The sequence below is a fragment of the Spirosoma lacussanchae genome, assembly GCF_005870035.1.
Lineage (GTDB): Bacteria > Bacteroidota > Bacteroidia > Cytophagales > Spirosomataceae > Spirosoma > Spirosoma lacussanchae.
In genome coordinates, this window is record NZ_SWJG01000001.1 from 2,321,632 (window position 1) to 2,347,105 (window position 25,474).

The 25,474-nt window shown below is 54.1% G+C and carries 25 protein-coding genes, 1 tRNA gene and 1 pseudogene; 11 read left to right on the plus strand and 16 right to left on the minus strand.

Annotation, left to right across the window (positions count from 1 at the left end):
* Positions 1 to 58: 58 nt before the first annotated feature.
* The 4 genes from FBR45_RS09590 (at position 59) to FBR45_RS09605 (ending at position 2,911) form a co-directional block, all read left to right on the plus strand.
* Positions 59 to 763 (plus strand): DUF421 domain-containing protein, encoded by a 705-nt coding sequence (locus FBR45_RS09590; protein WP_138501489.1) that lies wholly within the window; start codon positions 59 to 61, stop codon positions 761 to 763.
* Positions 764 to 776: 13 nt separating this feature from the next.
* The gene (locus tag FBR45_RS09595; RefSeq protein WP_138501491.1) at positions 777 to 1,466 is read left to right on the plus strand and encodes a DUF421 domain-containing protein; all 690 of its coding nucleotides are present in this window, start codon (positions 777 to 779) and stop codon (positions 1,464 to 1,466) included.
* 410 nt (positions 1,467 to 1,876) lie between these two features.
* Positions 1,877 to 2,131, plus strand: a complete 255-nt coding sequence (locus FBR45_RS09600; protein WP_138501493.1) for a hypothetical protein — start codon at positions 1,877 to 1,879, stop codon at positions 2,129 to 2,131.
* A 24-nt stretch (positions 2,132 to 2,155) separates the two neighbouring features.
* On the plus strand, positions 2,156 to 2,911 hold the full coding sequence (locus FBR45_RS09605) for a succinate dehydrogenase/fumarate reductase iron-sulfur subunit (protein WP_138501495.1): 756 nt from the start codon (positions 2,156 to 2,158) through the stop codon (positions 2,909 to 2,911).
* Between the two features lie 37 nt (positions 2,912 to 2,948).
* Here the strand turns inward: FBR45_RS09605 and FBR45_RS09610 are convergent, their stop codons facing one another.
* Entirely contained in the window at positions 2,949 to 3,281 is a 333-nt protein-coding gene (locus tag FBR45_RS09610) for a hypothetical protein (protein WP_138501497.1), read from the minus strand.
* Between the two features lie 268 nt (positions 3,282 to 3,549).
* Here FBR45_RS09610 and FBR45_RS09615 point away from each other — a divergent pair, with 268 nt between their 5' ends.
* Positions 3,550 to 4,413: a manganese catalase family protein gene (locus FBR45_RS09615; protein ID WP_138501499.1), complete on the plus strand. Its 864-nt coding sequence runs from the start codon at positions 3,550 to 3,552 to the stop codon at positions 4,411 to 4,413.
* Between the two features lie 149 nt (positions 4,414 to 4,562).
* On the opposite strand, the gene FBR45_RS09620 is transcribed toward FBR45_RS09615, so the two are convergent.
* The 5 genes and pseudogenes from FBR45_RS09620 to bla form a co-directional block, all read right to left on the minus strand.
* Entirely contained in the window at positions 4,563 to 5,792 is a 1,230-nt protein-coding gene (locus tag FBR45_RS09620) for a glycosyltransferase family 1 protein (protein WP_138501501.1), read from the minus strand.
* A gap of 162 nt (positions 5,793 to 5,954) precedes the next feature.
* A complete protein-coding gene (locus FBR45_RS26590; protein ID WP_246082194.1) occupies positions 5,955 to 6,383 on the minus strand; it encodes a response regulator in 429 nt (142 codons plus the stop codon).
* A gap of 102 nt (positions 6,384 to 6,485) precedes the next feature.
* Positions 6,486 to 6,818 (minus strand): annotated as a pseudogene (locus tag FBR45_RS26595) (LytR/AlgR family response regulator transcription factor); the annotation flags it as partial.
* 93 nt (positions 6,819 to 6,911) lie between these two features.
* Complete coding sequence (locus FBR45_RS09630) at positions 6,912 to 7,754, minus strand: maleylpyruvate isomerase N-terminal domain-containing protein (RefSeq protein ID WP_138501505.1); 843 nt, start codon at positions 7,752 to 7,754, stop codon at positions 6,912 to 6,914.
* 54 nt (positions 7,755 to 7,808) lie between these two features.
* A complete protein-coding gene (gene bla, locus FBR45_RS09635; RefSeq protein WP_246082171.1) occupies positions 7,809 to 8,561 on the minus strand; it encodes a subclass B1 metallo-beta-lactamase in 753 nt (250 codons plus the stop codon).
* 215 nt (positions 8,562 to 8,776) lie between these two features.
* On the opposite strand from bla, the gene FBR45_RS09640 reads away from it, so the two are divergent.
* Positions 8,777 to 9,829, plus strand: a complete 1,053-nt coding sequence (locus tag FBR45_RS09640; protein ID WP_138501507.1) for a spore photoproduct lyase family protein — start codon at positions 8,777 to 8,779, stop codon at positions 9,827 to 9,829.
* Positions 9,830 to 9,910: 81 nt separating this feature from the next.
* Here FBR45_RS09640 and FBR45_RS09645 read toward each other — a convergent pair whose 3' ends face one another.
* The 5 genes from FBR45_RS09645 to FBR45_RS09665 form a co-directional block, all read right to left on the minus strand.
* Positions 9,911 to 10,093 carry a hypothetical protein gene (locus tag FBR45_RS09645; RefSeq protein ID WP_138501509.1) on the minus strand — a complete coding sequence of 61 codons (183 nt, stop codon included), beginning with the start codon at positions 10,091 to 10,093 and terminating at the stop codon, positions 9,911 to 9,913.
* A 36-nt stretch (positions 10,094 to 10,129) separates the two neighbouring features.
* Positions 10,130 to 10,327: a hypothetical protein gene (locus FBR45_RS09650; protein ID WP_138501511.1), complete on the minus strand. Its 198-nt coding sequence runs from the start codon at positions 10,325 to 10,327 to the stop codon at positions 10,130 to 10,132.
* Between the two features lie 35 nt (positions 10,328 to 10,362).
* Entirely contained in the window at positions 10,363 to 10,797 is a 435-nt protein-coding gene (locus tag FBR45_RS09655) for a DoxX family protein (protein ID WP_138501515.1), read from the minus strand.
* Between the two features lie 75 nt (positions 10,798 to 10,872).
* Positions 10,873 to 11,253: a DUF779 domain-containing protein gene (locus tag FBR45_RS09660; protein ID WP_138501517.1), complete on the minus strand. Its 381-nt coding sequence runs from the start codon at positions 11,251 to 11,253 to the stop codon at positions 10,873 to 10,875.
* A 119-nt stretch (positions 11,254 to 11,372) separates the two neighbouring features.
* On the minus strand, positions 11,373 to 12,887 hold the full coding sequence (locus tag FBR45_RS09665) for an aldehyde dehydrogenase family protein (RefSeq protein ID WP_138501520.1): 1,515 nt from the start codon (positions 12,885 to 12,887) through the stop codon (positions 11,373 to 11,375).
* Positions 12,888 to 13,218: 331 nt separating this feature from the next.
* On the opposite strand from FBR45_RS09665, the gene FBR45_RS09670 reads away from it, so the two are divergent.
* The 3 genes from FBR45_RS09670 (at position 13,219) to FBR45_RS09680 (ending at position 15,342) form a co-directional block, all read left to right on the plus strand.
* Positions 13,219 to 14,094 (plus strand): AraC family transcriptional regulator, encoded by an 876-nt coding sequence (locus FBR45_RS09670; protein WP_246082172.1) that lies wholly within the window; start codon positions 13,219 to 13,221, stop codon positions 14,092 to 14,094.
* Between the two features lie 70 nt (positions 14,095 to 14,164).
* Entirely contained in the window at positions 14,165 to 14,875 is a 711-nt protein-coding gene (locus tag FBR45_RS09675; protein WP_138501526.1) for a DUF2461 domain-containing protein, read from the plus strand.
* A gap of 20 nt (positions 14,876 to 14,895) precedes the next feature.
* Complete coding sequence (locus tag FBR45_RS09680; protein WP_138501528.1) at positions 14,896 to 15,342, plus strand: RidA family protein; 447 nt, start codon at positions 14,896 to 14,898, stop codon at positions 15,340 to 15,342.
* Between the two features lie 19 nt (positions 15,343 to 15,361).
* Here FBR45_RS09680 and FBR45_RS09685 read toward each other — a convergent pair whose 3' ends face one another.
* The 5 genes from FBR45_RS09685 to folP form a co-directional block, all read right to left on the minus strand.
* Positions 15,362 to 15,661, minus strand: coding sequence for a hypothetical protein (locus FBR45_RS09685; protein ID WP_138501530.1), 300 nt, complete (start codon positions 15,659 to 15,661; stop codon positions 15,362 to 15,364).
* A 127-nt stretch (positions 15,662 to 15,788) separates the two neighbouring features.
* Positions 15,789 to 17,279, minus strand: a complete 1,491-nt coding sequence (locus FBR45_RS09690; RefSeq protein ID WP_138501532.1) for a glutamate synthase subunit beta — start codon at positions 17,277 to 17,279, stop codon at positions 15,789 to 15,791.
* Between the two features lie 92 nt (positions 17,280 to 17,371).
* Positions 17,372 to 21,958, minus strand: coding sequence for a glutamate synthase large subunit (gltB, locus tag FBR45_RS09695; RefSeq protein ID WP_138501534.1), 4,587 nt, complete (start codon positions 21,956 to 21,958; stop codon positions 17,372 to 17,374).
* Positions 21,959 to 22,561: 603 nt separating this feature from the next.
* Positions 22,562 to 22,637, minus strand: a tRNA-Lys gene (locus FBR45_RS09700).
* A 78-nt stretch (positions 22,638 to 22,715) separates the two neighbouring features.
* Positions 22,716 to 23,573, minus strand: a complete 858-nt coding sequence (gene folP, locus FBR45_RS09705; RefSeq protein WP_138501536.1) for a dihydropteroate synthase — start codon at positions 23,571 to 23,573, stop codon at positions 22,716 to 22,718.
* A 95-nt stretch (positions 23,574 to 23,668) separates the two neighbouring features.
* Between folP and FBR45_RS09710 the strand changes: the two genes are divergently transcribed.
* Both FBR45_RS09710 and FBR45_RS09715 read left to right on the plus strand, forming a co-directional pair.
* The gene (locus FBR45_RS09710) at positions 23,669 to 24,205 is read left to right on the plus strand and encodes a DUF1599 domain-containing protein (protein ID WP_138501538.1); all 537 of its coding nucleotides are present in this window, start codon (positions 23,669 to 23,671) and stop codon (positions 24,203 to 24,205) included.
* Between the two features lie 99 nt (positions 24,206 to 24,304).
* Positions 24,305 to 25,450, plus strand: a complete 1,146-nt coding sequence (locus FBR45_RS09715) for a BT_3928 family protein (protein WP_246082173.1) — start codon at positions 24,305 to 24,307, stop codon at positions 25,448 to 25,450.
* The last annotated feature ends 24 nt before the right edge of the window (positions 25,451 to 25,474 follow it).

The following is a 25,474-nucleotide window of genomic DNA, read 5'->3' on the forward strand; positions in this document are numbered from 1 at the left end:
GTTTTAACCAAACCCCGGCCTGCCGGTTAGCATCCATAGAGGTACTGCCGAAATCGTTATGAAAAAAGAAGAGATTCACCTCGCCGACTGGGAGCGGATTGTGTTCGGGTTAGCCCCTGGCGAGTTCATGCTCGAAGTGCTGATCCGTTCCCTGATCATCTATCTGGTTTTTACGGTGGTTGCCCGTCTGCTGGGTAAACGCATGAACGGACAGATCACCCAGGCCGAGGTAGCGGTCATGCTGACTCTGGGAGCCATCATCGCGCCGGCCATGCAACTGCCCGATCGGGGGGTGCTGCTGGGCGTGCTGGCGCTGACCTGTGTGCTGGCGCTGCAGCGGGGCATCAATTTCTGGGGCTTCAGAAACAGCCGGGTAGAAGAGATCGTGCAGGGGACCGAAAGCGCGCTGGTGAAAGATGGGGTCATGCAACTGGATATTATGGCAGCCTCGCGGATATCCAAACAGCAGATATATAGCGTGTTGCGGGCTCAAAATATCTACAACATCAAGCAGGTCGACCGGCTGTATCTGGAGGCCTGTGGCTTGTTCAGTATATATACCAACGAACACCCTGAACCCGGCCTGTCGGTATTGCCAACGCAGTTTGAACGACTTCAGGGAGCCGACTGGCTGGGTGTGCAGACGCGGGCCGGTGACCAGCTCCGGGTTTGCCAGAACTGCGGCACTACTGTACCGGCAGACCAGGCGAACGAGCCATGTCCGGCCTGCCACAAAACGAAATGGGTAGAGCCCATTTGCTAACTCCGCCAACCACATGAAACCCGAAGATATACACATCGGCGACTGGCAGCGGATGATGATTGGCGAAATTCCAGCCGGTTTTTACCTGGAACTGATCCTGCGTGTAGTGGTGGTTTACCTCATTTTGCTGATAGCCATGCGGTTGATGGGGAAACGTATGGCGTCGCAGCTCAGCCGAACCGAATTGATCGCGATGGCCTCACTGGCGGCTTCGATCGGGGTGCCGATTCTGGCGCCGGACCGGGGCTTGTTACCTGCCTTCATCTCGGCAGGGGTGATCGTAACGGTTCAGCGGGTGTCGGCCCATTTCGCGGCCAAAAAAGAATCGTTTGAAGCGCTGGTAGAAGGGGAGCTGAACGTGCTCGTTCAGGAAGGGATTCTGCAACTGAGGGACATGCAGGTAACGACCATAAGCCGCGAGCGGGTTTTTGCGCAACTTCGTTCTAAAGGGTTGTATCAGCTGGGGGCTGTAAAGTTTCTCTTTATGGAGCCCAACGGGAGTTTTACCCTGATCAAACATCCGGAACCCCGACCCGGCCTCTCGATTCTGCCCCAGTGGGACCGCGAATTTCGGGACAGACAAGCGAAAAGCGATGACCTGATGGTTTGTAAAAATTGCGGCAATCCGGAACCGGCTCCGGCTGATCCGTCGCGGGTCTGTGATCGGTGCGGAGATGCGAACTGGGTACCGGCCGTATCGTAAGATGAAACGAGACCGACTGATTTTAAGTTGGTTTTCAGAAGTATAGGCAGGAGCCAGGCCGACATCTTACCCGATTGCCCGTCGGCATGCCGACCAGATTTCGGCTCCGCGAAAACGTATCTTCACTTTCCGCAATTCTGCCCACAGACTCATTTTTAGAGGAGCCCGCCGGTTTTATGCGGTGCCTGGTTCGTGCGCTGATTCAGCTTCGGGCCGCGCAGCCCCTGCCGGTCAGTCAGCGCTAACCCATATGGCCGTTCCCTTATTCGACCCTGGAAATGGTAAGAGCCAGTCAATCGCCAGGGTGTTACGATGCTTTACAAACGTAGGTCAGCCCGGCAGGCGATAGCTGATGCCAGGGTGGAAATTAACCTGAATACAGGTTGTACTCAAAACTGAAGAAGATGGCTATGCAACCGAAAATTGGAGACCGGCTATTCCGGCAGCTCGGTAAGAAATATGAACCCTCAACCCTGGTTGCGTTCCGCTTTGGGCGGTACGATGTGGCAACGAAGACCGATGGCGAAGGCAATCCGGTACTACTGTTTATTGGAAAAGCCGATGAGCGGGGGCATATCAGGGGCCATCAGTTTACGCGCCGGTTCCTGAAAGACGTCAATGGCGTCGTGCGTAAAGACCATTGGGATTACAAAGGCAGGGTGTAGAATTTATCCAAAAAAATCCGTTCAATGAACTTTACACTCAAAATCTGGCGGCAGAAAAACACAAGTGCGACAGGCAAACTGGTTTCTTACCAGCTGACAAACATCACGGCCGACATGTCGTTTCTGGAAATGCTCGACGTATTGAACGGTGAGCTGGTCCGGAGGGGCGAAGAGATGGTTATGTTTGATCATGACTGCCGCGAGGGAATCTGCGGCTCCTGCTCTCTTTTTGTTAACGGCCGGCCTCACGGGCCCCAGACCGGAGCTGCCGTATGTCAGCTACACATGCGGTCCTTTTCAGATGGCGACACAATCGTGGTAGAGCCCTGGCGGGCCAGGGCTTTTCCGGTACTCAAAGACCTCTCTACCGACCGCTCTGCCTTCGACCGGATCGTACAGGCCGGGGGCTACATCTCGGTTAGTACAGGGTCAGCGCCTGATGCCAACGAAATTCCGGTTCCGCGACACGTACAGGAAACTACGATGGATGCGGCTGCGTGCATAGCCTGCGGGGCCTGCGTGGCTGCCTGCAAAAATGCTTCGGCTATGTTGTTCGTTGGGGCTCAGGTATCGAGGTTCGCTATGTTGCCCCAGGGGCAGCCTGAACGTAGCCTGCGGGCTCAACGTATGGTAGCTCAGATGGATGCTGAAGGGTTTGGCGCCTGTTCGTTTACGGGGGCCTGCGCCGTTGAATGTCCGGCTTCCGTATCCCTGGAAAACATTACCCGGCTCAATCGGGAGTATTTGGGGGCTCGGCTAACGTCGTCTGATACGGACTAGCTGCTTATAGTTAGTCCGTATCAGACGACGTCGCCCGTCAGTTATTTTCAGGTTCATCTTCGTCATGGTAGGGCGTACCGGTAGTCACCTGTCCCCCGCTTGTCCAGAGTCCACCGCCCCGTTCGCCATGGTTTTTTGTATGCTCTCCTGACGGCCATTCGTCGGGGGTATCAGGCGTCGCTGCCTGTTCAGGCTGGTAGTTATCGGCATGGCTACCCGTATAAGGTGTTTCGGTCGGACTACTGGTACTATGACGCTGATCGGGTGCTGCTTCGGTTGACCGTTCGTTGTTGTCGGCTTCGTTAGAGGCTAATCCTCCTGGCTGCGAATCCGTATCGGCCGATCGTTGGATATGGGTTTGTACTAGCATAGGTGTTTAGCGATAAAGGTGTACTCGTTGTTGAGGGATCAACTAGTCAGCCAGTAGGGCCGGGTTGGGAAACTAGTGACGTAGTGAGGTAATGGGGCGGTCGCTCCAAAAGGGGCCGTTTCCTTACTCGGGCTTGTCCTGTTTCGGGTGGCCGGGCCAGGCAGCGGGTTAACCAGTAGATCGCAGACGCAGCTTCTGATCGTAATTCCCGATTGACAGAAGAATAAGCTAAGCCGATGGTGACAAGCAACCAATAACCCCTCTATATATGTTTTACCACGATAAAAAGCTTCAGTACAAAGTTCGGGTCGACAAGCCCAATCCTCAGTTTGCCCGTGCCCTGCAACAGGCAATTGGCGGTGTAGAAGGCGAAATCCGGGTGTGCCTGCAATACCTGTTTCAGGCTTGGAATTCACGCGGACCGCTACGTTACCGGGATATGCTGCTGGATACCGGTACCGAGGAAATGGCGCATATCGAAATGTTGGCTACGGCTGTCGCGTTGAATCTGGAAGGTGCATCGAGCAGCGTGATCGATACCATTGTCGGTAACGACCCCATCATGGAAAAAATAGTGGGCGGGGGCGACCCTCGTCATTTCCTGTCGGGTGGACTGGGAGCAATGGCGGCCGATGCCAATGGGGTTCCGTTCAACGGATCGTGGGTCGTAAGCTCAGGAAATCTCGCGGCCGACATGTTTACCAACGTAATGGCCGAGTCAACAGGCCGCGTTCTGGCTACCCGATTATACGAACTGACCGACGATAGTGGAATGAAAGATATGCTCTCATTCCTAATTGCCCGCGACACCATGCACCAGCAGCAGTGGCTGGCGGTACTGGAAGAGCTGGGGCATGGCGATATTCGGGGTGTGCTGCCCATTCCCAACAGTTTTCCGCAGAGCAGCGAGAATCAGGAGTTCAGTTATGCGTTTGTCAATACCAACATTGATCCCGTAGAACCCTCAGCCGGGGCCAACCGCCGGTGGACCCACGGTCCTTCGCTTGACGGACGGAGTGAGTTCCGAGAAGTGAAAGCCCAGCCCCACGGAGACGAGCCCATGCTGGGTCCACCCATTCCCGCGGGCCACGCCCAGACGGAGCAGATTGAACAGGCTGGATCAAAAAAATAAAGGCTCACTGTCAGGATACAAAGCCGTTCCGTCCTCACGGTAGAGGTGGGGCGGTGTTGTATTCTGCTTGTTTATGAAAAGCCCTTTCGGGTAGCCGAACCAAACCCCTTGGGTAGATTCTATCCTGAATCTACCCAAGGGGTTTGTAATTATACCAAGGGCTCTGTCTGGAGATGTCCGGTCAGTATCTGCTGCATCTGCTGCCAGGTATTATCCCACGATTGTTCAAGCAGAAACTGATCCAGCTGCGGCTGGTCGCTGCAGGCATAGCCCAGGAGCAGTTGATTTAGCTGCTGCTGAAACGAGGAGGGATCGTCAGCAATGGCTACCTTTTCCCAACCGCCATAGGTTCGAACCACATCCCGGATGGGTGTAGAAACAACCGGCAAGCCAGCCGCCAGGTATTCGGGGGTTTTGGTGGGGCTGATAAACCGGGTAGCTTCGTTGATCGCAAAAGGGAGTATGGCTGCCTGCCAGTTACTGAAATAGGCCGGCAACTCGGCATAGGCTTTCATGCCCAGGTAGTGGATGTTGGCGGCCTGGGGCAACTGGCCGGGGTTTATTTTGACGACCGGTCCCAGGAAGACAAACTGCCAGTCGGGTCGGCACCGGGCCAGCTCGTCAATCAGCTGTAGATCCAGCCGTTCATCAATGACACCACTGTATCCGATACGGGGTTGCGCTATGGACTGCTGATCGGCTGGGTCAGGTAACGACCGTCTGGAGCTGCTGAAGTGACTGTAATCAATACAGCTTGGGAAGGCAAAGACCTGAGCATGGCGGCTTTGTTTGGCTTCATAGAGTGAGTAGCCGCCCGTAAAGACCACGTCAGCCCGCCTGATGAGCTCCCGTTCCTGATCAAGTAGTTGCGGAGGTGCGCCCAGAAAGGCCGAGAGTTCATCCATACAGTCGTAGATGGTGAGCGTCGGCTTCAGGTGCTCGCTAAAGAGCAAGGCCATGGGTGTATAATACCACAGCGCGTACTGGTGGATATTCTGTTCGCTAAAAAGCTGGTCGATCAGGGTTCGCTGTGCCTGAACGGCCTGTTGGGGCGGGGTGCCATGGGGTAAGTGAGGAACAACGACCGAGAGTTGTTCACTGACTGTGTTTATCGATAGACCGGGTGTGTCTGACCAGATCGGCTCTTCAATATACCACACTCGCCAGTGGGTGGCGGCCCGGCTCAGCAGATGCTGAGGCCGTTGATAGACAAAGTTCCAGCGCAGATGAGAGAAACAAACCAGGTCCTGAATCGGTGGACTGCTGGTGGAGACCGTCTGGGTATCTCGGGTTCCTGCGCTACCGGGTCTACTTTTTTGGGAGTTTGAGGAGGCTGTAGAAAAAGCCCAGGCGTTACTAGTATCGTTTGATGTTTGCATAGGGAATCAGGACGCTTACCCGAGCGCAACAGCTCTCTGTCGGTAAGCAGGCTATGCGAAACAAACCGCCAGACCAAACGAAAATGACAACCCGCTCAGCACCGAAGTGAGGCAACGGCCCTGGCGCTGGGTGGGTTGTCTATGGAAACACCGGGGCTTTGGTCAGACAGCTTGGGCATCCGTCTCCTGCGGGAGCTGCACCAGCATCAGCCAGTACTGACAAAGCTGATCGATGGTCTCTACGAACGAAGTTGGCGTATTGGCTACTTCAATGACTGAGTTGACGTCCAGTTCGTAGGCTGGTATGGGGTTATCGCCGGGTGATGCCAGCCAAACGGCGGGTATCGCCCGCAGACGGTAATCACTCTTCAATCGCTGCAGAGTCAGCATGCGGTCCGGGCGGTTTTCACGGCCGTCGAGCAGGATGAGCGAAGGCCACTCGTCAGCCGGATGGGTCAGGAGCACATTGGCCAGCTCGGCCCCCCATTCAACGGCTTGTAGCTGACAATGAATGCCTAAGGCCTCGATCCGTTGGCGGGTCAGGAGTAGCGCATCGCCTGTCATAACGGCAACGACGCTTACGGGTGCCATGGCTTGGGGCTTACATTCTGCACGACTATCCAAACCTGAAAGGGTCGAGAATTTTTCGGTCAATGAATCAGTAGGTGATTGATTATCAAAAATTTGACTGATATAGGGCCAGCGCCGGCGACTTACCGGTAATTCGGTGCCATCGTGCATTCGCACCGATCCCGGCATCTTTGCCCGTTGGGGGGGATGGATACTGACCACACAGCCTGGGTTGATTAAAGCCGTTTTATGAATACGGAGAAAGGCAGGCAGACGCTCTTCAAAATAAGTAAGTGGCTTGGCCAGCAGGCGCCGTTCACCATTTCTGAATTGAAGCCAGGTGTAATTGTTGGCACCCGAAAAATAAGCGAGTAGCGCAGGATGTTCGAGGAGTTGACTAATAAACTGCATTGGACATGGAGTATATACGAAGAGAAAACCATAAGCCCTGGCCATGCCAAAGCCGCTGCCTGACCAGACTCCGTAATTACCATTGCTCCTCTCGTTTTGTTTGCTCCACAAGTCGGCCGTTCAGGCGTATCCGCAGGGCTAGGCCATCACGGAGAGCATCTGTAGAACTGGGGTGCCCAGGGTCTGATCGCCGGACACGAAAAGATAGGGTCGTGCGTCATCGGTCGACAGTCCTTTGGTGAACAACCGCCAGGCTACAGCCCCGTCCAGCCTCACGGCTGCCGCGGGTTGCAGACTGCCTGCCCCCTGAACGAGTGTCCACTGCGTATCCTGACGGAGCAAATACCAGGTACCCCCGCCGGGTCCGGTAATCGTAACGGTAACGAGGGTGCCCGGCTGGGCGTTTACGTAGCGGAAGGTATGGGGCAAAGCCCGCATAAACGTGTCCAGCAGTGGGTGATGAAGTTCGGGGGCCATCAGCACGTCGGTTTGATCGAGGGTCAACCTGATCTGCTGCTGATGGTGCCACAGCTCAGTATATTCCCGGGCTATGTGGAACCAGTTCAGGGAAGTTTCTTCGCCTGCCCAGGCTACCGAGAAAGGGGCGGCTTCGAAGGGGGGCTGCTGTTTGAACAGCTCGTATACAGCCGGCCCCGTCTGGGCCAGCCAGCCGATCAGGATCGCCGGACTCAGCCGGCGGGTGGCTACGACCCAGTCCTGATTCAGTTGATTCAGGTACTGGACCAGGCTCTCGTACGAGTTGATGACCGGTATTTCGGGCGACTGATAGTGATCCCGATACAGGGTGATCCGGCGCCAGTTGCCATCGACAATGTGCGACACAATGTCTTTCACCGTCCAGCCTTTGCATACGGTGGGCCGTTGCCAGTCGTCGGGAGCCAGCCGCCGGAGCAGATCGAGCAAATGATCGTTGAGGATGGGAAACAGATCAACGGTCTCGATGGGAGGAAGGGGTTGCATAATGCGGGCAGGGGCAGAGAATAAAGGAATCGAACGAACGGGTCAGCGACCCGATCAGCGCCGGGCTGCGGCATGTTTCTCCAGCAACCGAAGGGTATGCTCGAGCGATTGGGTGTCGCCCCAACTGTCGTGCCCCGGTATAACGATTCGGGCGGTACCAAACCGATTCATGACGTTGCGGACAGACGAGGCCCAGGCGTTCAGATTTGCGTCGGCTACATTACCCATACCGAAGGCGGCCACACTTTTAACAAAACAGCCCCCGTGCAGAATCTGCTGGTTGGGCAACCAGACCACTATATTATCGCTGGTGTGCCCCTCGCCCGGAAAATAGCAGCGAATGGGTTCCTGCCCGATATACAGGGTTGTGTCATTGGACAAAACCGCTTCGGGGGCTTCATAGCCTAACTTGACAGATTTTTGAGCCGTCAGTGGAGTACTGACCACCCGAATTCCGGCTTTGCGGAGTGCACTAATGCCGCCCACCCGATCCTCATGCGCGTGAGTGACAATACAAAGCCGGATAGGTTGGTGCAGGCTATCGGCCACCCACCGCAGCAGATCCTCGGTATTATCCGTATTTCCATCGCTATCCCAGCCCGTATCGACCAGCACGACACCGTCGTTTGTTTTAATGATAAGCCCATTTGATGGGACAACGCTGTTCTGGTAGACATTATAGGTAACATGAACGTATACCCGCTCATTCAGGGGCGTAACGGTCACTTTGGGTTTCGTAACCGCTTGCGCCTGTGCGAGGGCGGAGCCGATAAAACAGCAGAGAAAAGAGAGCAAGGTGCGCATCATGGGGTTGTATTCTGTGTGTCCCTAAAAGTACGACAAAACCGCTTCGGCCCGTAGCACTTGTCTGGCATAAACTACTCGGCCAAGTCCGGTAAGGGGAGTGGAAAGTGTTTATTTTTTGTAGTTAATTAATTGAGAATCAAAATTTTGTAACAAGATTTGGGTGAACTAATAACCTCCTCTGTACGTTTTGTTTATAGACACTCAACGACCCGTTTATGCCTGATTTCAATCCCAGTCTGATTCTGTATACCGCCGACGCACTCAACGCGCAGGGTGAGTTGGTTGTGGCTCGTTATCCCGACGCCGAGACGCTCGAAGTCAAGCAGCACAACCGGTTGCCGGAGTTGGGTATGAATCACTTCAAGGTCAAGTCCGACGTGCTGGTGCTGGGAAAACTAAAGTCACAGGAGATCAAGTGGAGCGGCCGGAGTTCTGATTACATCGCGCCCAGTTTAGCGAACGGCTGTTTTGGTGGCTGCGCTTACTGCTACGTAGACCGCCACAAGAAAGTCAATCCCATCACGCTCTTCACCAACGTTGACGAAATTATGGCGTCGGTCGATACCCACGTTCAGGCACTGGCGTGGCCTAAGCCGATCAACCAGACCGACAGCACGTTCTGGACGTACGACATCGGCTGCAATTCGGATATCTCGGTCGATTATAGCCTGTCCGACGGCGTGCGAGAGGTGTTTGCGTTTTATCGCGATCACCCGCGGGCCAAAGCAACGTTCGCCACCAAGTTTGTTAATAATGACCTGCTCGATTTCGATCCGCAGCGAAAAGTGAGGATTCGGTTTAGCCTGATGCCGGGCCACGTGAGCAAACTGGTCGATGTGCGGACCGACAGCATTGAAAAACGCATAGCAGCTATTAACGATTTTTACGAGGCCGGCTACGAAGTGCACGTTAATTTTTCGCCCGTCATCGTGTACAGCGGTCCGGATGGTGATCGAAAGGCCTGGCGTAACGATTACCGCGATCTGTTCCGCCAGCTCGATGCGGCCCTGCGCCCTGAGGTGAAGGCGCAGCTAAAATGCGAAGTTATTTTTCTGACCCATAATCAGTGGCAGCACCAGGCCAACCTGGCTATAAACCCAAAAGCAGAAGAACTGCTGTGGGTGCCCGAGTTGCAGGAGAGCAAGGTAAGCCAGTACGGCGGCTGGAACATCCGGTATGATCACCAGCTTAAGAGTAAAATGGTGGCGGTGTTCGAGCGGCTCATTGCCGATGAGATTCCGTGGTGTACCATCCGGTACATATTTTAACGGGTCAGGGACCACCGCTGACAGGATTCATTCAGGTGAATGGCCTTCAGCTATGGTCCCTGACCCGTTGCTAATCGTGCGTTAATCGACGCTGTTGGCGTTCTTCTTCGCTGTCTCAACCTTATCAGGATCAACCTGCTCGGTCGTCTTTTTGGTCGAGCGCTGGTTGGCACCGGCCTTACCGGCTTTGCCTTTCTCCTGCTGATTGATGTGGCTGTTGCCACCGCCCGACTGGGGCGAATAATACCTGATGAACAGCTTCATACGAAGGCTCGTTTGGCTAGCTGCGCGGGTGGTTACCTAACTGCTGTGCCCACCTTTGTTACCCGACGATTTACCGGCACTGCTGTGACTGCTCTTCGAGTGTTTGGCACTTTTATGGGCCGTTGAACTGCGGCCGTTGCCTTTCTCGCCGTGTTGGGTACCGTTGTCCTGGTTACCCGTGATCCGCTGGTCGTTGTACGACTCCTCTACTTTTTCCAGGGTTTTGTCTGCCATGATTTTCTATCGTTGAGTGATAGCAGACTAACCTGTCAACGGGCGTTTTGTTTGACGTAGGCGTCCATCGAAAAACGCCCTGAGCCGATCACCAGAAATAGCAATAACAGCATCAGAACGATCAGCGAGAGCCAGAGTTCGGAGTTCAGCGCCGAGAAACCGCGGGAAATGTTGACGAAGAAAACGGCCCCCACCAGGATTGGCAGCTGGAGAATGACCATGAGCCGGGTCAGGCAACCCACCGCAATCAGAAATCCGCCCATGAGGTGCGCAAAGGCCACGTAATGAACGATCATGACTGACCACAGATCGAAATGAAGACCACCCACGAGCTGGCTCAGGTAGGTCGTGTCGCTGATAAAACTGACGCCTTTCAGCACCAGGATAAAGCCCAGCATGATCCGCAGGGCATCGGTCCAGGCGGGGTGATGCGTATCACCCCAGTGTTCGACTCGGTGTAAAAGATTCATTGCCGTAAGCGGTTTAGTGAATATGTACCGAACTTACAGCAATGGACGAGCAAAAACAAGTTGATTGTCAGTTATTTACTGTGCAGCTAACGGACCCGTTTGCACCGGCGGCAGCTGCTCGTACTCGGCCATCTCGAACAGCCGCGACCGGATCAGGAACCGAACTCCCAGCGGAATTTCAAGCGAGAAACTGGCGCCCCGCCCCGGTGTGACATCAATGGTCAGGTGCGTGTGTTTCCAGTACTCAAACTGATCTTCCGACATCCAGAAGTCGCAGCCGTCGATCTGCCCCAGCAGCACATCCGACTCACCAACGATGAAATCACCCTTCGCGAAACACATCGGTGATGAGCCGTCGCAACAGCCTCCACTCTGGTGAAACATCAGGGGGCCATGTTCAGCCTTGAGCTGGCTCAGTATGTCGGCAGCAGCCGGGGTTAGATCAACACGATTCATAAAACTTACTGGAGAAATGAGCAAAAGAAAGGAACAGAAGAGGGGAAGGCCGGACCACCCGGCAACACCCACATGCGCCCGCTGTTCCGCTCTTCCCCCTATAGCTGTCTTCCTTATTTTCAGAAGAAACCTAGTTTATTCTTGCTGTACGAGATCAGCAGGTTTTTGACCTGGCGATAGTGATTCAGCATCATCAGGTGGTTTTCGCGGCCAAAGCCTGACTTCTTGTAGCCACCAAACGGCGCGTGAGCCGGGTAATCGTGGTAGCAGTTGACCCACACCCGACCGGCCTGAATCTGTCTCGGAATGGTATACAGTTCGTGCGCATCGCGCGACCAGAACCCGGCACCTAGCCCGTATAAGGTGTCGTTGGCTATGGAAACGGCTTCTTCGGCCGTTTTGAAGGTCGTCACCGACAGCACCGGCCCGAAAATTTCTTCCTGGAAGATGCGCATCTTGTTGTGGCCCTTGAAAATGGTCGGCTGAATGTAGTAGCCGCCTTCCACGCTGTGGGCGGGTCCGCCACCGGTCAGCACTTCGGCGCCTTCCTGCTTGCCAATATCAATGTACGACAGAATTTTCTCGTACTGGTCGTTACTGGCCTGTGCCCCCATCATCGTGTCGGGATCAAGCGGGTGTCCCAGCTTGATGGCTTTGGTCCGGGCAATGACCCGCTCCATGAATTTGTCATAGATATCTTCATGAACCAGCAGGCGAGAAGGGCAGGTGCAGATCTCACCCTGGTTGAGGGCAAACATAACGGCTCCCTCCACGCATTTATCGAAGAACTCATCGTCGGCATCGGCTACCGATTTCATGAAGATATTAGGCGATTTACCCCCCAGTTCCATCGTCACCGGGACGAGATTTTCGGATGCATACTGCATGATGAGCCGGCCGGTGGTGGTTTCGCCGGTGAAGGCTACCTTGTTAACCCGCTTGTGCTGGGCCAGCGGTTTCCCCGCTTCCGGACCGAAGCCATGCACGATGTTGACCACGCCGGCCGGAACGATACCCTCCAGCAGCTCGAACAGAACGGCAATGGACGTAGGGGTTTGCTCGGCGGGCTTGATCACAACGCAGCAGCCGGCTGCCAGGGCCGGGGCCAGTTTCCAGGTGGCCATCAGCAGAGGAAAGTTCCAGGGAATGATCTGCCCCACCACGCCGACGGGCTCTTTGATAATCAGCGAGAGGGTATCGGCGTTAAGTTCGGTAGCTGAACCTTCTTCGGCGCGGATGACCCCGGCAAAATACCGGAAGTGATCTACGCAGAGCGGCAGATCGGCCGCCATCGTCTCGCGCAGGGCCTTTCCGTTCTCGACGGTTTCTACCCGGGCTAGAAACTCCAGGTTTTTTTCAATGACATCGGCAATCTGCAACAATATTTTGCTGCGTTCGGTGGCCGATGTTTTCCCCCAGGTTTCGAACGCTTTTTGAGCCGCATCGACGGCCAGGTCTACGTCTGCCGCTTTAGAGCGGGGCATTTTAGCGATCAGGCTGCCATCAACCGGCGATTGGTTATCAAAATATTCGCCCCCGACCGGTGGTACCCATTTGCCGCCAATATAATTATCATAATGAGACCGGAATTTGGGCCGACTAACGTGGGTTTCTACGAGTTCGAGCGTTTCCATACAGATGGTAAAAGATGATAGTTAACAGGTCAATTGGAATCGTCACAAATTTTGAGAGAATCAGTCAATAAAATGTGTCCGATCATATCGACTGCTTGCACTATTCTATCAAAATGCCAGATACCTTTTGTTGCGTTAGTATCTGCCGATTAATGGTTAATTCGCCGATTTTATACTATTCTTACCCGAAATAATTATGAATTTGTGTAGCTTAGACGACTGTTACAACTAATTCTGTCTGTTTCCTCTCTGGTTATCGCCAAACGCATCTGCTATGAAATCAACCCCTGCACAACCTTTCGATATAGGGCGCCACCTACACACGCGACGTTTGGAACAGGAAGTTGAAAACCGAACTGCCTACACTATCGACTCGGCCGAACTGAATATTTATGAAACGCAGCATGTGGCCGAAAAAGTAGAACTGACGTTTACCAATCCAGTGCTGGCCAGCATGATTCGGGGAAAAAAAGTGATGCACCTGCCCGGTACCCCTTCGTTCGATTTCCTGCCCGGCGAGTCGGTAATCGTGCCCAGCGATGAAACCATGTGTATTGACTTCCCGGAAGCGCAGATCCAAAACCCAACCCAGTGTCTGGCCCTGGCTATTGCGCCGGATAAGGTTCGGCAGGTAACCGACACCCTCAACGACCGGGCTCCGCTCATCGATAGCGCCCAGGGGTGGCAGTTTGGGCAGCATAATTTTTTCCTGACCAATGATGAGCCGATTCACCAGCTGATTGGCCGACTGATTTATATATTTACAGAGAACAACCGCGCCAAAGAAGTATTTGCCAATCTGGTTATTCAGGAACTGGTAGTTCGACTCATGCAAACGCAGGCCCGCGGCCTGCTGCTAAACCCAAAAACCAGCTTCGCCAATGTGAATCGGCTGGCGCACGTAGCGCAGTATATCAACAAACACCTGAGCCGGAGCCTGCACATTAAGGAACTGGCCGACGAGGCCTGCATGAGCGAACCTAATTTCTACCGAACGTTCAAGAATACGTTTGGCATGACTCCTGTAGATTATATTAACCAGCAACGAATCTCGCTGGCCTCCCAGCTGCTGCGCACTACCAACCGGTGCCTGGCCGATATCAGTATGGAGTGCGGTTTTAACAACCTGACCTATTTCATGAAGTTATTCCGGCGTGAGATCGGCATTTCTCCCACGCAGTATCGGAAACAGATTATGCCGGCCTGACGAATGCAGTGACGAGAAAAGGCCGGAAAACGTACCAGATAAAATCGAGTTTGTTTATCTTTGGTCAATTATGGCAACAAAGGGCGTCCAAAAGTCAGCTTTCACCAACCAGACCTTTGATTTTTTACAGGATTTGGTTCAGCATAATAACCGGGAATGGTTTCAGGCCAATCGCGCCCGGTACGATACGGCCAAAGCCGAACTTTGTGGTGTAGTAGAGCGGGTTTTGACGGGCATGAGTGCGTTCGAGCCACTGGCGAATACCGCGGTTAAAGACTGTATATTCCGAATCAACCGCGACATACGATTTTCGAAAGACAAAGCGCCTTACAAATCCCATCTGGCTTTTGCTATCGGTCCGGGTGGGCGACATTCCGGACGAATCGACTATTACGTACAGATTCAACCGGGCAATCAGTCGTTTTTGGGGGCGGGTATGTGGCAGCCTACGCCAGCCAATCTGGCCAAGTTCCGGCAGGAGATCGACTATAATGCCGGGGAGTTGAAGCAGATTATTGAAGCGGAGGAGTTCCGGACGTATTTTCCCGAAGCACATGGCGAAAGCACCAAGACCGCGCCGAAAGGGTATCCGGCCGACCATCCTGAGCTGGACTTACTTCGCCGGAAGGAGCTGTTCTTCGTTCACCGATTTTCTGACAAGGACGTGCTCAAGGCCGGGTTTGCCGACGAGATTGTGAAAGGCAGCCGCCTGCTTAAACCGTACTGTGATTTTCTGAATTACCTCTTCTTCGACGAAAAAGAAGAACCGATTTTGCTTTAATAACCATTTTGCTTTATCCCATGAAAAAACTCTTCATTATTCTGGCGGGTGTGCTGATGAGCTATGGCGCTCAGGCACAGGTTCCCACCACGCCCCAGCCCGGCTACATCTACAAGGTAGAACCGGGCCTGCCTGGTAAGCAGGTATATGTCAGCGGTCAGCGGCCTTTCGATGGAAAAGGCCGACTCGTTGGCGCTGGAGATCTTGGTGTGCAGACCCGGCAGATATTCGAAAATCTGAAAGCTGCGCTAGGTACTGTGGGCATGTCGCTGGACAATGTAACCCAGGTTACTTATCACATCAAAGATCAGGCGGGGCAGGTTAGTAACCTGGCCAACCAGCAGATTTCGGCGGTAGGGGCTAGTTTCTTTACCGCGGGTTTACCCAAAATTTCGGACGTGAAAGCCATTCCTCAGATCATCAGCGACGATGTGCTGATTGAGGTCGAGGTGATTGCCATCAAGTAACCCGTTCGGCTACGGGATCTTACGGGCGTAGGGTATCTTTCCGGGATTTCCCGACCGGAATTCCCACCCCAAACGCCCGCGGATCGCTGGGGGGCGCCGTCTTACGGCGCTTCCCGGATTGAGTTTCGGGCTGGATGTTGGGCTGCGGGGATGATTGCATGAGCGTTCCCGGTGACGAGATCGGCGAATCTACCCCCGGTACCAGTACCTGCTTCTGGGGCGATGCATTAGATTGGGTAGACCGGCGGGTGGTGTCTTTTTGAGCGGTACAAACCGTAAGGCTACCGCTAAGCAACAGGCCGAGTAAGAGCAGACGCATGATAATGTTCGTTGAGTAAATGACAGATTAGTCATTCAACTAGCCGTAGCATCCCGTAGTTTAAATAAGACAAAAAAAAGCCGCTGTTCCCCAGAACAGCGGCTTTTTCATAAAGAGGATAGGTGGGCTACGCCGTTTCCAGCAAAGATACTGCTTTCGCTTCGAGCAGGGTTTCGCCCATGAGATAGCAGTCGGCAGCCCGCGCAGCTTCGCGACCTTCTGAAATCGCCCACACGACCAGCGACTGACCCCGGCGCATGTCGCCAGCGGCAAACACTTTCGGGTTGGTCGTGGTCTGATAGTTCGTCGCTTTCACATTTCCCCGTTCGTCGTATTCGAGACCAAGGTCGTCGAGCAGCCCGTTGTGCTGGGGGTGCAGGAAGCCGGCCGCCAGCAGAGCCAGCTCGCAGGGAATGTCGCGCTCGGTGTCGGGTTGTTCGACCATCTGCATCCGGCCGTCCTTAGTTTCCCAGTTCAGCTCTACGATTCGCAAAGCTTTCAGGTTGCCGTTCTCATCGCCAATAAAGGCTTTTGTGTTGATGCTCCAGTGCCGTTCGCAACCTTCTTCATGGCTGGTGCTGGTGCGAAGCATCATGGGCCAGTTGGGCCAGGGCGTGTTGGCAGCCCGCTCTTTCGGCGGCATCGGCATCAGCTCGATCTGAGTGACGCTGGTAGCGCCGTGCCGGTTAGAGGTACCAACGCAGTCAGAACCCGTATCGCCACCGCCAATAACCACAACATTTTTTCCGGTCGCCATCAGTTCGCCCTGACTGTATGGAACACCTCGGTGGTCTACTTCAACGGGGCGGTTAGCCACGCGTTTGTTTTGCTGACTCAGAAATTCCATGGCCGGGTAAACGCCCTTCAGGTCACGACCGGGTATAGGCAAATCGCGCGGAACGGTTGAGCCGCCCGTGAGCATGATTAGGTCAAAGTCGGCCAGCAGGTCGTTCGCTTTGACATCGACGCCTACGTTGACGTTTGTTTTGAAAGTGATTCCCTCCGCTTCCATAACGGCCAGCCGCCGGTCAATGGTCCATTTCTCCAGTTTAAAATCAGGAATGCCGTAACGCAGTAACCCGCCAATCTGATCGGCCCGCTCAAAAACGGTAACGGTATGCCCGGCTTTGTTGAGCTGAGCGGCTGCTGCCAGTCCCGCCGGCCCCGATCCAACGACGGCGACGGTTTTGCCGGTGCGCACTTTGGGAGGCTTCGGGCTGACATATCCCCGTTCAAAAGCTACTTCGGCAATTGATTTTTCAATGAATTCAATAGCAACGGGTGGCTTGTTGATGCCGAGTACGCAGGAGGCTTCGCAGGGCGCCGGGCAGATACGGCCGGTAAACTCAGGAAAGTTATTAGTCGTTGCCAGAATCTCGTAAGCGTAGCCCCAATTCTGCTCATACACTGCGTCGTTGAACTCGGGGATGATGTTGCCCAGCGGACAACCACTATGGCAAAAGGGGGTACCACAGTCCATACAGCGGGCTGCCTGCCGTTGGGAATCCTGCTCCGAAAACGGCATTTCAATCTCCTTATAATCGTGAATCCGCTGTTGCGGGTCGCGCTTCTTGGGCAGTTCGCGCGTGAATTCTAAAAATCCGGTAGGTTTTCCCATTCTTGTAAAGCGTCTACGGCTTATCTAATCTGTCTGGCAGGCTGTTCGCTCCTGAACAGCCTGCTCCGTTTATGGCTGCTGGCGGGGGCTGCTTAACCCTGCGTCACGTCGACTGTGATATCCTGGTAAACAACGTTTTTGTCCCGAATCTGCTCGGCCAGTGAGATACCTCGGCCGGCGAGCGCCTGCCGGAAGTCGGACGGCATCACCTTCACAAACTGACCAATCTGGTCGGTCCAGTTCTGGATCAGCGCCAGGGCTACGTTGCTGGTCGTATACTGGAAATGCTTATCGACAAACTCGCGTACAATACCCTGGTCCTCGTCGTTGAGCGGTTCCAGACTGACCATTTCGGGATTGACTTTGCTGGCAAATGTGCCATCCTGGTCCCAGACGTAGGCAACGCCACCCGACATACCCGCTGCGAAGTTGCGCCCCGTCTGGCCCAGAATAATAGCCAGGCCACCGGTCATATATTCCAGACCGTGATCCCCAACGCCTTCTACTACCACTTTGGCCCCGGAGTTACGAACGCAGAACCGCTCTCCCGCCATACCGCGGATAAAGGCTTCGCCCGAAGTAGCGCCGTAGAACGACACGTTGCCGACAATGCTGTTCTCTTCGGGCTTGAACGTAGCGGCCCGGTCGGGATACACAATCAGCTGAGCACCACAAAGTCCTTTGCCAAAATAGTCGTTCGCATCGCCTTCCAGTTCCAGTTTGATGCCGCTGGTGGCAAAAGCCCCCAGGCTCTGGCCCGCCGTACCCCGTAGTTTTATGTGAATGGTGCTTTCGGGTAAGCCCGGCCCGCCATACTGCTTAGAAATTTCGTTCGATAGCATGGTGCCGATGCTCCGGTCGATGTTCTGCACCGGAAATTCAGCGTATACGGGCTCGGCCGATTCCAGGGCTGGTTTGGCCACGGCCATTAGCTTACGGTCCAGCACGTCGTCGAGATAATGGTTCTGCTCCTCCTGTTTGAAGAGCGCCACATCGAGGTTTGTCGGCTCTTTGTACAGCAACGCGTCGAGGTTGATGTGCTTGTATTTCCAGTGGGGGAGGTCGCTGCGTAGTTCTAGCATCTGCGCCTGACCAACCATCTCGTTCACCGTGCGGAAGCCCAGCTCAGCCATGATTTCCCGCAACTCCATAGCCAGGAAGGTGAACATGTTTACCACGTGTTCGGGCTTACCGGTAAAGAGGGCCCGCAACTCCTTATTCTGGGTCGCAACCCCTACCGGACAGGTATTCAGGTGGCATTTCCGCATCATGATGCAACCCGCCGTAACCAGAGCCGCGGTAGCCACGCCGAACTCTTCGGCGCCGAGCAGAGCCGCCACCGCCAGGTCCCGACCCGTACGCATCTGGCCGTCTGTCTGAACCGTAACGCGGCCGCGCAGCTTGTTCCGAACCAGGGTCTGGTGAGCTTCGGCCAGGCCAAGCTCCCAGGGTAGACCCGCATGCCGGATACTGGACAGCGGAGAGGCTCCCGTTCCGCCGTCGTGGCCCGATATCAGGATATGGTCGGCATGGGCTTTGGCTACCCCGGCGGCAATAGTCCCCACCCCAGCCTCTGACACCAGTTTGACGCTGATACGGGCGGCCCGGTTGGCATTTTTTAGATCGGAAATCAGCTGAGCTAAATCTTCGATCGAATAAATATCGTGGTGGGGTGGGGGCGAAATAAGCCCGACGCCCGGCGTACTGTGGCGCGTGCGGCCAATCCAGTCATCGACTTTAAAGCCAGGTAGCTGGCCTCCTTCGCCCGGTTTGGCACCCTGCGCCATCTTGATTTGTAATTCCTGGGCGTTGGTCAGGTAGTAGCTCGTTACCCCAAATCGGCCCGAAGCCACCTGTTTGATGGCCGAATTCATGCTGTCGCCATTGGCCAGCGGGGTATAGCGCAGTTCGTCTTCGCCCCCCTCGCCGGAATTGCTCTTACCGCCGATGCGGTTCATGGCGATGGCCAGGGTGGTATGAGCCTCCCAGGAGATCGAACCGAACGACATGGCACCGGTGGCAAACCGCTTGAAGATGGCCTCGATCGGCTCAACCTCGTCGATGGGAACGGGCGTCCCTTTTCTGAACTTCAACAGACCGCGCAGGGTAATGGCCTTCTGCGTCTGGTCGTCGATCAGCTTCGAGTACTTCTTGAATAGCGTATAATCGTTTCGCTGGGTCGACTGTTGCAGCAGGTGGATCGTATCCGGGTTGAAAATGTGTTTCTCCCCGCGTTGTTTCCATTGGTATATACCGCCCACCTCAAGCCGTGGGTTGGCCACCGGAGCTGGCGGGTAGGCAATGCAGTGGCGAACCAGGATTTCGCGGGCAATTTCGTCCAGGCTCATGCCGCCAATGCGCGAAACGGTGCCAGTGAAGTAGCGGTTGACTACATCCTGGTTCAGTCCCAGGCACTCGAAGATCATGGCGCCCTGGTACGACTGCAGGGTAGAGATGCCCATCTTCGAAAAGATCTTCAGCAACTCACCATTGACGGCTTTGATGTAGTTTTTGTAGAGCTTGTCCAGATCGTAATCGACCTGCAACAGCCCTTTCTCCTTCATGCTGGCAATGGTCTCAAAAGCCATGTACGGGTTAACCCCCGACGCGCCGTAACCGATGAGGGTAGCCACGTGGTGGGTTTCCCAGACGTCGCCTGCTTCGACCAGAATGCCGACTTTACCGCGCAGACCCTGCCGGATCAGGTAATGGTGTATGGCCGACGTGGCCAGCAGTGATGGAATAGGCGCGTGACTTGAATCAATCGCGCGATCCGACAGCACCAGGATAGAATAACCATCCTGAATGGCGTCTTCAGCGTAGCGACAGATGCGGTCGAGCGCCCGCTCCAGCGATTTGCCGTGACCATCGGCCGTAAACAGGCAGTTGATGGTTTTGGCCTGGAATTTAGGCCGGTCAATGAACCGGAGTTTGTCAAATTCAGGGGTAGTCAGAACGGGCTGATCCAGTTCGACCTGATGACAATGTTCGGGCGATTCGCTGAGCAGGTTGTAGGTGGCGCCAACAAACGAAATCAGCGACATGATTGCCCGTTCCCGAATCGAGTCGATCGGTGGGTTGGTCACCTGCGCGAACAATTGCTTGAAGTAGTGGCTCATGTGCTGGCTCTGCTCCGAAAGAACGGCCAGTGGCACATCGGTACCCATGGAACCGAGCGCTTCTTTGCCGGTTTCTACCATCGGTGCCAGAATCATGCGCAGATCTTCGGAGGTAAAACCGAAGGCCTGCTGCATCCGAAGCAGCTTGGCCGGATCGTAGGGGTTGTACGACCGGATGGGCGCTTCCAGATCTGAAATCCTGATTTTGTTCTCGTTCAGCCACTGCTGGTAGGGCTGACGGGTACTGATCTGTTCTTTGATCTCTTCGTCGGCAACGATGCGGCCCTGTTCCATATCGACCAGGAACATCTTGCCGGGTTGCAAACGACCTTTGCGAACTACTTTGGCTGGATCAATATCCAGCACGCCTACCTCCGAGGCCATGATGACGACGTCTTCGTTGGTAACCCAGAAGCGGGACGGACGCAGCCCATTCCGGTCGAGGGTGGCCCCCACAATACGACCGTCGGTGAACGATATGGACGCGGGGCCATCCCAGGGCTCGATCAGCGCAGCGTGGTATTCGTAAAAAGCTTTGCGGACGGGGTCCATGTGTTCGTTACCATCCCAGGCTTCCGGAATCAGCATCATCATGACATGCGGCAGGGAACGGCCGCTCATCACCAGCAATTCGATCGCGTTGTCGAGGTTAGCCGAGTCGGACTGCTTCGGATCGCAGATGGGCAACAGCATGTCCATCTCATCTTTGGTGAACTTGCTGGATTCGAGCAGACCCTCGGCGGCTTTCATCCAGTTCACGTTACCCCGAACCGTGTTAATTTCGCCATTGTGAGCGATGTAGCGAAACGGCTGGGCCAGTTTCCAGGAGGGGAAGGTGTTGGTCGAAAAGCGCGAGTGTACTACGCCCAGTGCCGAAACCACATCTTCGTTCTGGAGATCGGGGAAATAGGGTTCGAGCTGCAGGGTTGTCAGCTGTCCTTTATAGGTAATGGTGCGGCAGGACAGCGAGGAAAAATAGAAGGTATCAACACCGGCTACCGTTTCATTGATGATCCGGGTGCTGGCATTACGAAGGATGTATAGTTTACGCTCAAAATCGTCTGGATTGATAATATCGGCCGGGCGTTTGATAAATACCTGTTCCATCTGCGGCTCGCAGGAGCGCGACCCATGGCCCAGGTCGCTGTTGTTGACCGGAACGACCCGGTAGCAGAGCAATTCAAGCCCCAGGCGTTTCATTTTCCGGTTCAGTACCGCCCGGCATTCTTCGCGTAGCCAGACATCTTTCGGGAAATACACCATCCCGACGCCGTATTCGAGCGCTGGCGGGAGGTGAACGCCGAGTTTACGGGTTTCGTCGACGAAAAACTCGTGCGGAATCTGGATAAGCAACCCCGCCCCATCGCCGGAGTTGGGTTCTGAGCCAACTGCACCCCGGTGTTCCATACGCCGAAGCATCTGGAGCGCATCCGAAACAATCTGGTGCGATTTGCGGCCCTTGATATGGGCAACAAAGCCGATACCACAGTTGTCGTGTTCAAACTCAGAACGGTAAAGGCCCGAATTGGCCTGCGTGGGTTGGTCAACCTGATCAGACATGGTCGTAACAGTGTTGGGGTTACTCGTCAGTTTTCTACCCTGTATTGCGACAGTTGCAAAAAATGACTGGATGTATTACGAAATTTGAAAAAACTAATGGATTTCGGCAGGTAAATAAATCAGGAGTTGACTACCGAAATGATGGGCGTTTGCGACAAAGTCATGCAATATAATACAAAAAATATTTGGCAAAAATCGCTTTTGGCGGAATTTGTTCGTGATTGATCTCAATTATGATTTTGATTATAGTTGTTCTTGGAAAGTGAATAAACGAACGCCAGCTTGTCCATAACCCTTGAAACAAATAGTGCAACTGGTATATATAAAACTAAAAATATAGTAGTGTTGAAAGTAAGCAAATAAGCCACCCACTGTCATAATTCGGCTCATTTTGCCGATCAATCTTTCGTGAAAGCCGACTTGTGTGAATTTGACCCAATAAGCCTGAAGAACGAATGAGACGAACGAGAATCGGCACCTAGTTGTGCTACTATGGTAAAACGGAAGGTAGGCAAAAGCGTGCGCAAGGTAATGCAGACGCGTTTTCCTACTTTTCTTATAGGCCATAAAAAAAGCCGCTCGAGTGAGCGGCTTTGCGTTTTCTGGTGATCCGGCTGGGATTCGAACCCAGGACCCATACATTAAAAGTGTATTGCTCTACCAGCTGAGCTACCAGATCGTTTCCCGGCTGACAAATGGTTGTTGTCGTTTGGGAATGCAAAAGTAGAGGTTTGATCTTGTAAACGCAAGAGCAGTCCTAAAAAAAAGTTAGTGACTGCGTCAATTTTATGGCCTCTACAGCTTCCTGAACATCATGAACCCGCAGAATCGAGGCTCCGCCGAGCAGGGCTGCGGTGTTCAGCACGGTAGTCCCATTTAATGCCTTATCGGCCGTCGTAGTCAACGTTTTCCATATGGTTGTCTTGCGCGACAAACCCACCAGCAGGGGCTCATCGAAATACTGAAAAGCGGTCAGCTGGCGTAATAGCTCAAAATTTTGAGAAATTGTCTTGGCGAACCCAAATCCGGGGTCAATGACGATGTCTTTGGCGCCCAGGGCCCGCAATTCGTACAGCCGAAGAGCTAGCTCATCAATCACCTCGGTGACCAGGTTGGTGTAGTTGGATAGCGATTGCATGGTTTGCGGGGTTCCACGCATGTGCATCAGCACATAAGGCACTCCCAGCTCGGCAACGGTGCTGAACATGGTCGTATCCAGATTACCGCCCGACACATCATTGACCATACAGGCCCCGGCCTCAACGGCCTGCCGCGCCACCGAAGCCCGGAACGTATCAATAGAAATTAGGGCATTCGGAAAATGGCGGAGAATTGTATCAATGGCGGGCAGAACCCGGTCAGCTTCCTCGGCAGGGCCAACATCGGCCGCACCGGGCCGGGTCGAGTAGCCACCAATATCCAGAAACGTGGCGCCGGCCTGAAGCATGCTTTCAGCCCGCTCCAACACCCCATTAGGCTTTGTCAATTCGGGCGAGACGCGGCTCCCGGCGTAGAAAGAATCGGGGGTTACGTTCAGGATGCCCATCACCACGGGGGTGTCGAGGGAAACCAGCCTGCCCCGGCAGTTCAGCGTTTTTTTCGTAACTTTCGGCATCAAAATTGTCATTTGGCGTCATTGATGGTCATTTGTGGTCAGATCAGACTGCGCAGGTGATGACGACCGTTGACGATCTACGACTACAAATGACGATGTCAGAAACCGAAACTCAATATCGGCAGGTTATCCAGCGTTGCAAGGATCTCTTCCTGAAGAAAAATAAAGATTACGGCACTGCCTGGCGAATTCTGCGGCTGCCCAGCATCACCGATCAGATCTACATCAAAGCCCAGCGGATTCGCACCCTCCAGGAAACTGGCATTAGCAAAGTAGGCGAGGGCATCGAGCCGGAGTTTGTCGGGATCATCAACTACTGCGTGATGGCGCTGATCCAGCTCGCCCTGCAAAATGACAGCCGAACCGACCTGCCTGCTGACGAACTCGAACATCACTACGACGAACAGATTGGCCGGGTTATTGATCTGCTGTTTGCCAAGAACCACGATTACGGCGAGGCCTGGCGCGACATGCGGGTCAGTTCAATGACGGATATCATCCTGATGAAACTGCTCCGTACCAAGCAGATAGAAGATAATCAGGGAAACACCCTGGTATCGGAAGGGGTTGATGCCAATTATATGGATATGATCAATTACGCCGTTTTCTGTTTAATCAAACTGACACATTAAGACTGACCGGCGAAGGAAGGCCGCAAACGACCTACTTTCCACAGAAGCCTGTTGGCCTTTTTGTTGTCAATATACTTTGTTCATCACCTGCTGCTTCGTATGAACCCCACTGCCACCCCGCCTAAACTGAAAACTGGTACCCCGCCTATGTTATGGGCGGCCCGGATTGCCCGCTTCCTGGTCGGTGCGATCTTTATTTTCTCCGGACTCATCAAACTCAACGATCCGGTTGGTACCCAAATTAAGTTTGAGGAGTATTTCGAAGTCTTTGCCCAGGATGTACCGCTGTTGCATGATTTTTTCATGGCGCTGGTGCCGTTCACGCTGGCGATGTCGGTGTTGTTCTGCGCGGCTGAAATCATCCTCGGGGTTGCCCTGCTGGCTTCGTACAAGCCCAAGCTGACGACCTGGCTGCTGTTTTTCCTGATTGCCTTCTTTACCTTCCTGACTTTTTATTCGGCCTACTTCAATCGGGTAACCGATTGCGGTTGTTTCGGAGATGCGATTAAATTGAAACCCTGGACCTCGTTCGGGAAAGACGTAATCCTGACCATACTGATCCTCTTTATTATCGGCCACCGGAATCGGATCAAGCCACGAAAAACGGGCTGGCTGGTCGCGCTTACTACGCTACTGACCCTAGGGTTGGGGATTTACGCCATTCAGTTCTTACCGCCCCTCGATCTGCTACCGTATGCCGTTGGTAAAAGCATTCCGGCCCAAATGAAGCCGTCGGAGCCTTTGCGGTACCGGTACATCATGGAAAAAGGAGGTAAAACGGCCGAATTTGACCAGTACCCTACCGACCCGAGCTATAAATTCAAAGAAATGGTGTTGGTCAATGAAAACGCTAAACCCAAAATCACCGACTATCGGGTCTGGAACGACGAGGGCGACTTTACGCAGCAGACGTTTGAGGGAAGCCGGTTGTTCGTCATCGTGAAGAATACGAACGACATTGACGCCGGTAGCATTCCGGCTATTCGGTCGCTGGTAGAAGGGCTGAAAGGGTCGGGGGTTACGCCCGCGCTGCTGACGTCGGTGAGCGACGAGGAGATCAACGCTTTCCTGAATGAATATCAGCTGACGGGCTTACCCTATTACAAAGTAGATGGCACCGTGCTGAAAACAATCATGCGATCGAACCCCGGAACCTGGCTCCTCAAAGACGGCGTGGTCCGCGGCAAATGGCACTTCAACACCACTCCCGATGCGGCCGCTGTTAAGCAGTTAGTGGTTGAGTGAAACATCCGGTACTACCACCCGTTC

Bases quoted from the DNA above. Each gene is read 5' to 3' on its own strand.
- FBR45_RS09590 (WP_138501489.1), top strand. From the start codon at position 59: ATGAAAAAAGAAGAGATTCACCTCGCCGACTGGGAGCGGATTGTGTTC.
- FBR45_RS09595 (WP_138501491.1), top strand. From the start codon at position 777: ATGAAACCCGAAGATATACACATCGGCGACTGGCAGCGGATGATGATT.
- FBR45_RS09600 (WP_138501493.1), top strand. From the start codon at position 1,877: ATGCAACCGAAAATTGGAGACCGGCTATTCCGGCAGCTCGGTAAGAAA.
- FBR45_RS09605 (WP_138501495.1), top strand. From the start codon at position 2,156: ATGAACTTTACACTCAAAATCTGGCGGCAGAAAAACACAAGTGCGACA.
- FBR45_RS09610 (WP_138501497.1), bottom strand. From the start codon at position 3,281: ATGCTAGTACAAACCCATATCCAACGATCGGCCGATACGGATTCGCAG.
- FBR45_RS09615 (WP_138501499.1), top strand. From the start codon at position 3,550: ATGTTTTACCACGATAAAAAGCTTCAGTACAAAGTTCGGGTCGACAAG.
- FBR45_RS09620 (WP_138501501.1), bottom strand. From the start codon at position 5,792: ATGCAAACATCAAACGATACTAGTAACGCCTGGGCTTTTTCTACAGCC.
- FBR45_RS26590 (WP_246082194.1), bottom strand. From the start codon at position 6,383: ATGGCACCCGTAAGCGTCGTTGCCGTTATGACAGGCGATGCGCTACTC.
- FBR45_RS09630 (WP_138501505.1), bottom strand. From the start codon at position 7,754: ATGCAACCCCTTCCTCCCATCGAGACCGTTGATCTGTTTCCCATCCTC.
- bla (WP_246082171.1), bottom strand. From the start codon at position 8,561: ATGATGCGCACCTTGCTCTCTTTTCTCTGCTGTTTTATCGGCTCCGCC.
- FBR45_RS09640 (WP_138501507.1), top strand. From the start codon at position 8,777: ATGCCTGATTTCAATCCCAGTCTGATTCTGTATACCGCCGACGCACTC.
- FBR45_RS09645 (WP_138501509.1), bottom strand. From the start codon at position 10,093: ATGAAGCTGTTCATCAGGTATTATTCGCCCCAGTCGGGCGGTGGCAAC.
- FBR45_RS09650 (WP_138501511.1), bottom strand. From the start codon at position 10,327: ATGGCAGACAAAACCCTGGAAAAAGTAGAGGAGTCGTACAACGACCAG.
- FBR45_RS09655 (WP_138501515.1), bottom strand. From the start codon at position 10,797: ATGAATCTTTTACACCGAGTCGAACACTGGGGTGATACGCATCACCCC.
- FBR45_RS09660 (WP_138501517.1), bottom strand. From the start codon at position 11,253: ATGAATCGTGTTGATCTAACCCCGGCTGCTGCCGACATACTGAGCCAG.
- FBR45_RS09665 (WP_138501520.1), bottom strand. From the start codon at position 12,887: ATGGAAACGCTCGAACTCGTAGAAACCCACGTTAGTCGGCCCAAATTC.
- FBR45_RS09675 (WP_138501526.1), top strand. From the start codon at position 14,165: ATGGCAACAAAGGGCGTCCAAAAGTCAGCTTTCACCAACCAGACCTTT.
- FBR45_RS09680 (WP_138501528.1), top strand. From the start codon at position 14,896: ATGAAAAAACTCTTCATTATTCTGGCGGGTGTGCTGATGAGCTATGGC.
- FBR45_RS09685 (WP_138501530.1), bottom strand. From the start codon at position 15,661: ATGCGTCTGCTCTTACTCGGCCTGTTGCTTAGCGGTAGCCTTACGGTT.
- FBR45_RS09690 (WP_138501532.1), bottom strand. From the start codon at position 17,279: ATGGGAAAACCTACCGGATTTTTAGAATTCACGCGCGAACTGCCCAAG.
- gltB (WP_138501534.1), bottom strand. From the start codon at position 21,958: ATGTCTGATCAGGTTGACCAACCCACGCAGGCCAATTCGGGCCTTTAC.
- folP (WP_138501536.1), bottom strand. From the start codon at position 23,573: ATGCCGAAAGTTACGAAAAAAACGCTGAACTGCCGGGGCAGGCTGGTT.
- FBR45_RS09710 (WP_138501538.1), top strand. From the start codon at position 23,669: ATGTCAGAAACCGAAACTCAATATCGGCAGGTTATCCAGCGTTGCAAG.
- FBR45_RS09715 (WP_246082173.1), top strand. From the start codon at position 24,305: ATGAACCCCACTGCCACCCCGCCTAAACTGAAAACTGGTACCCCGCCT.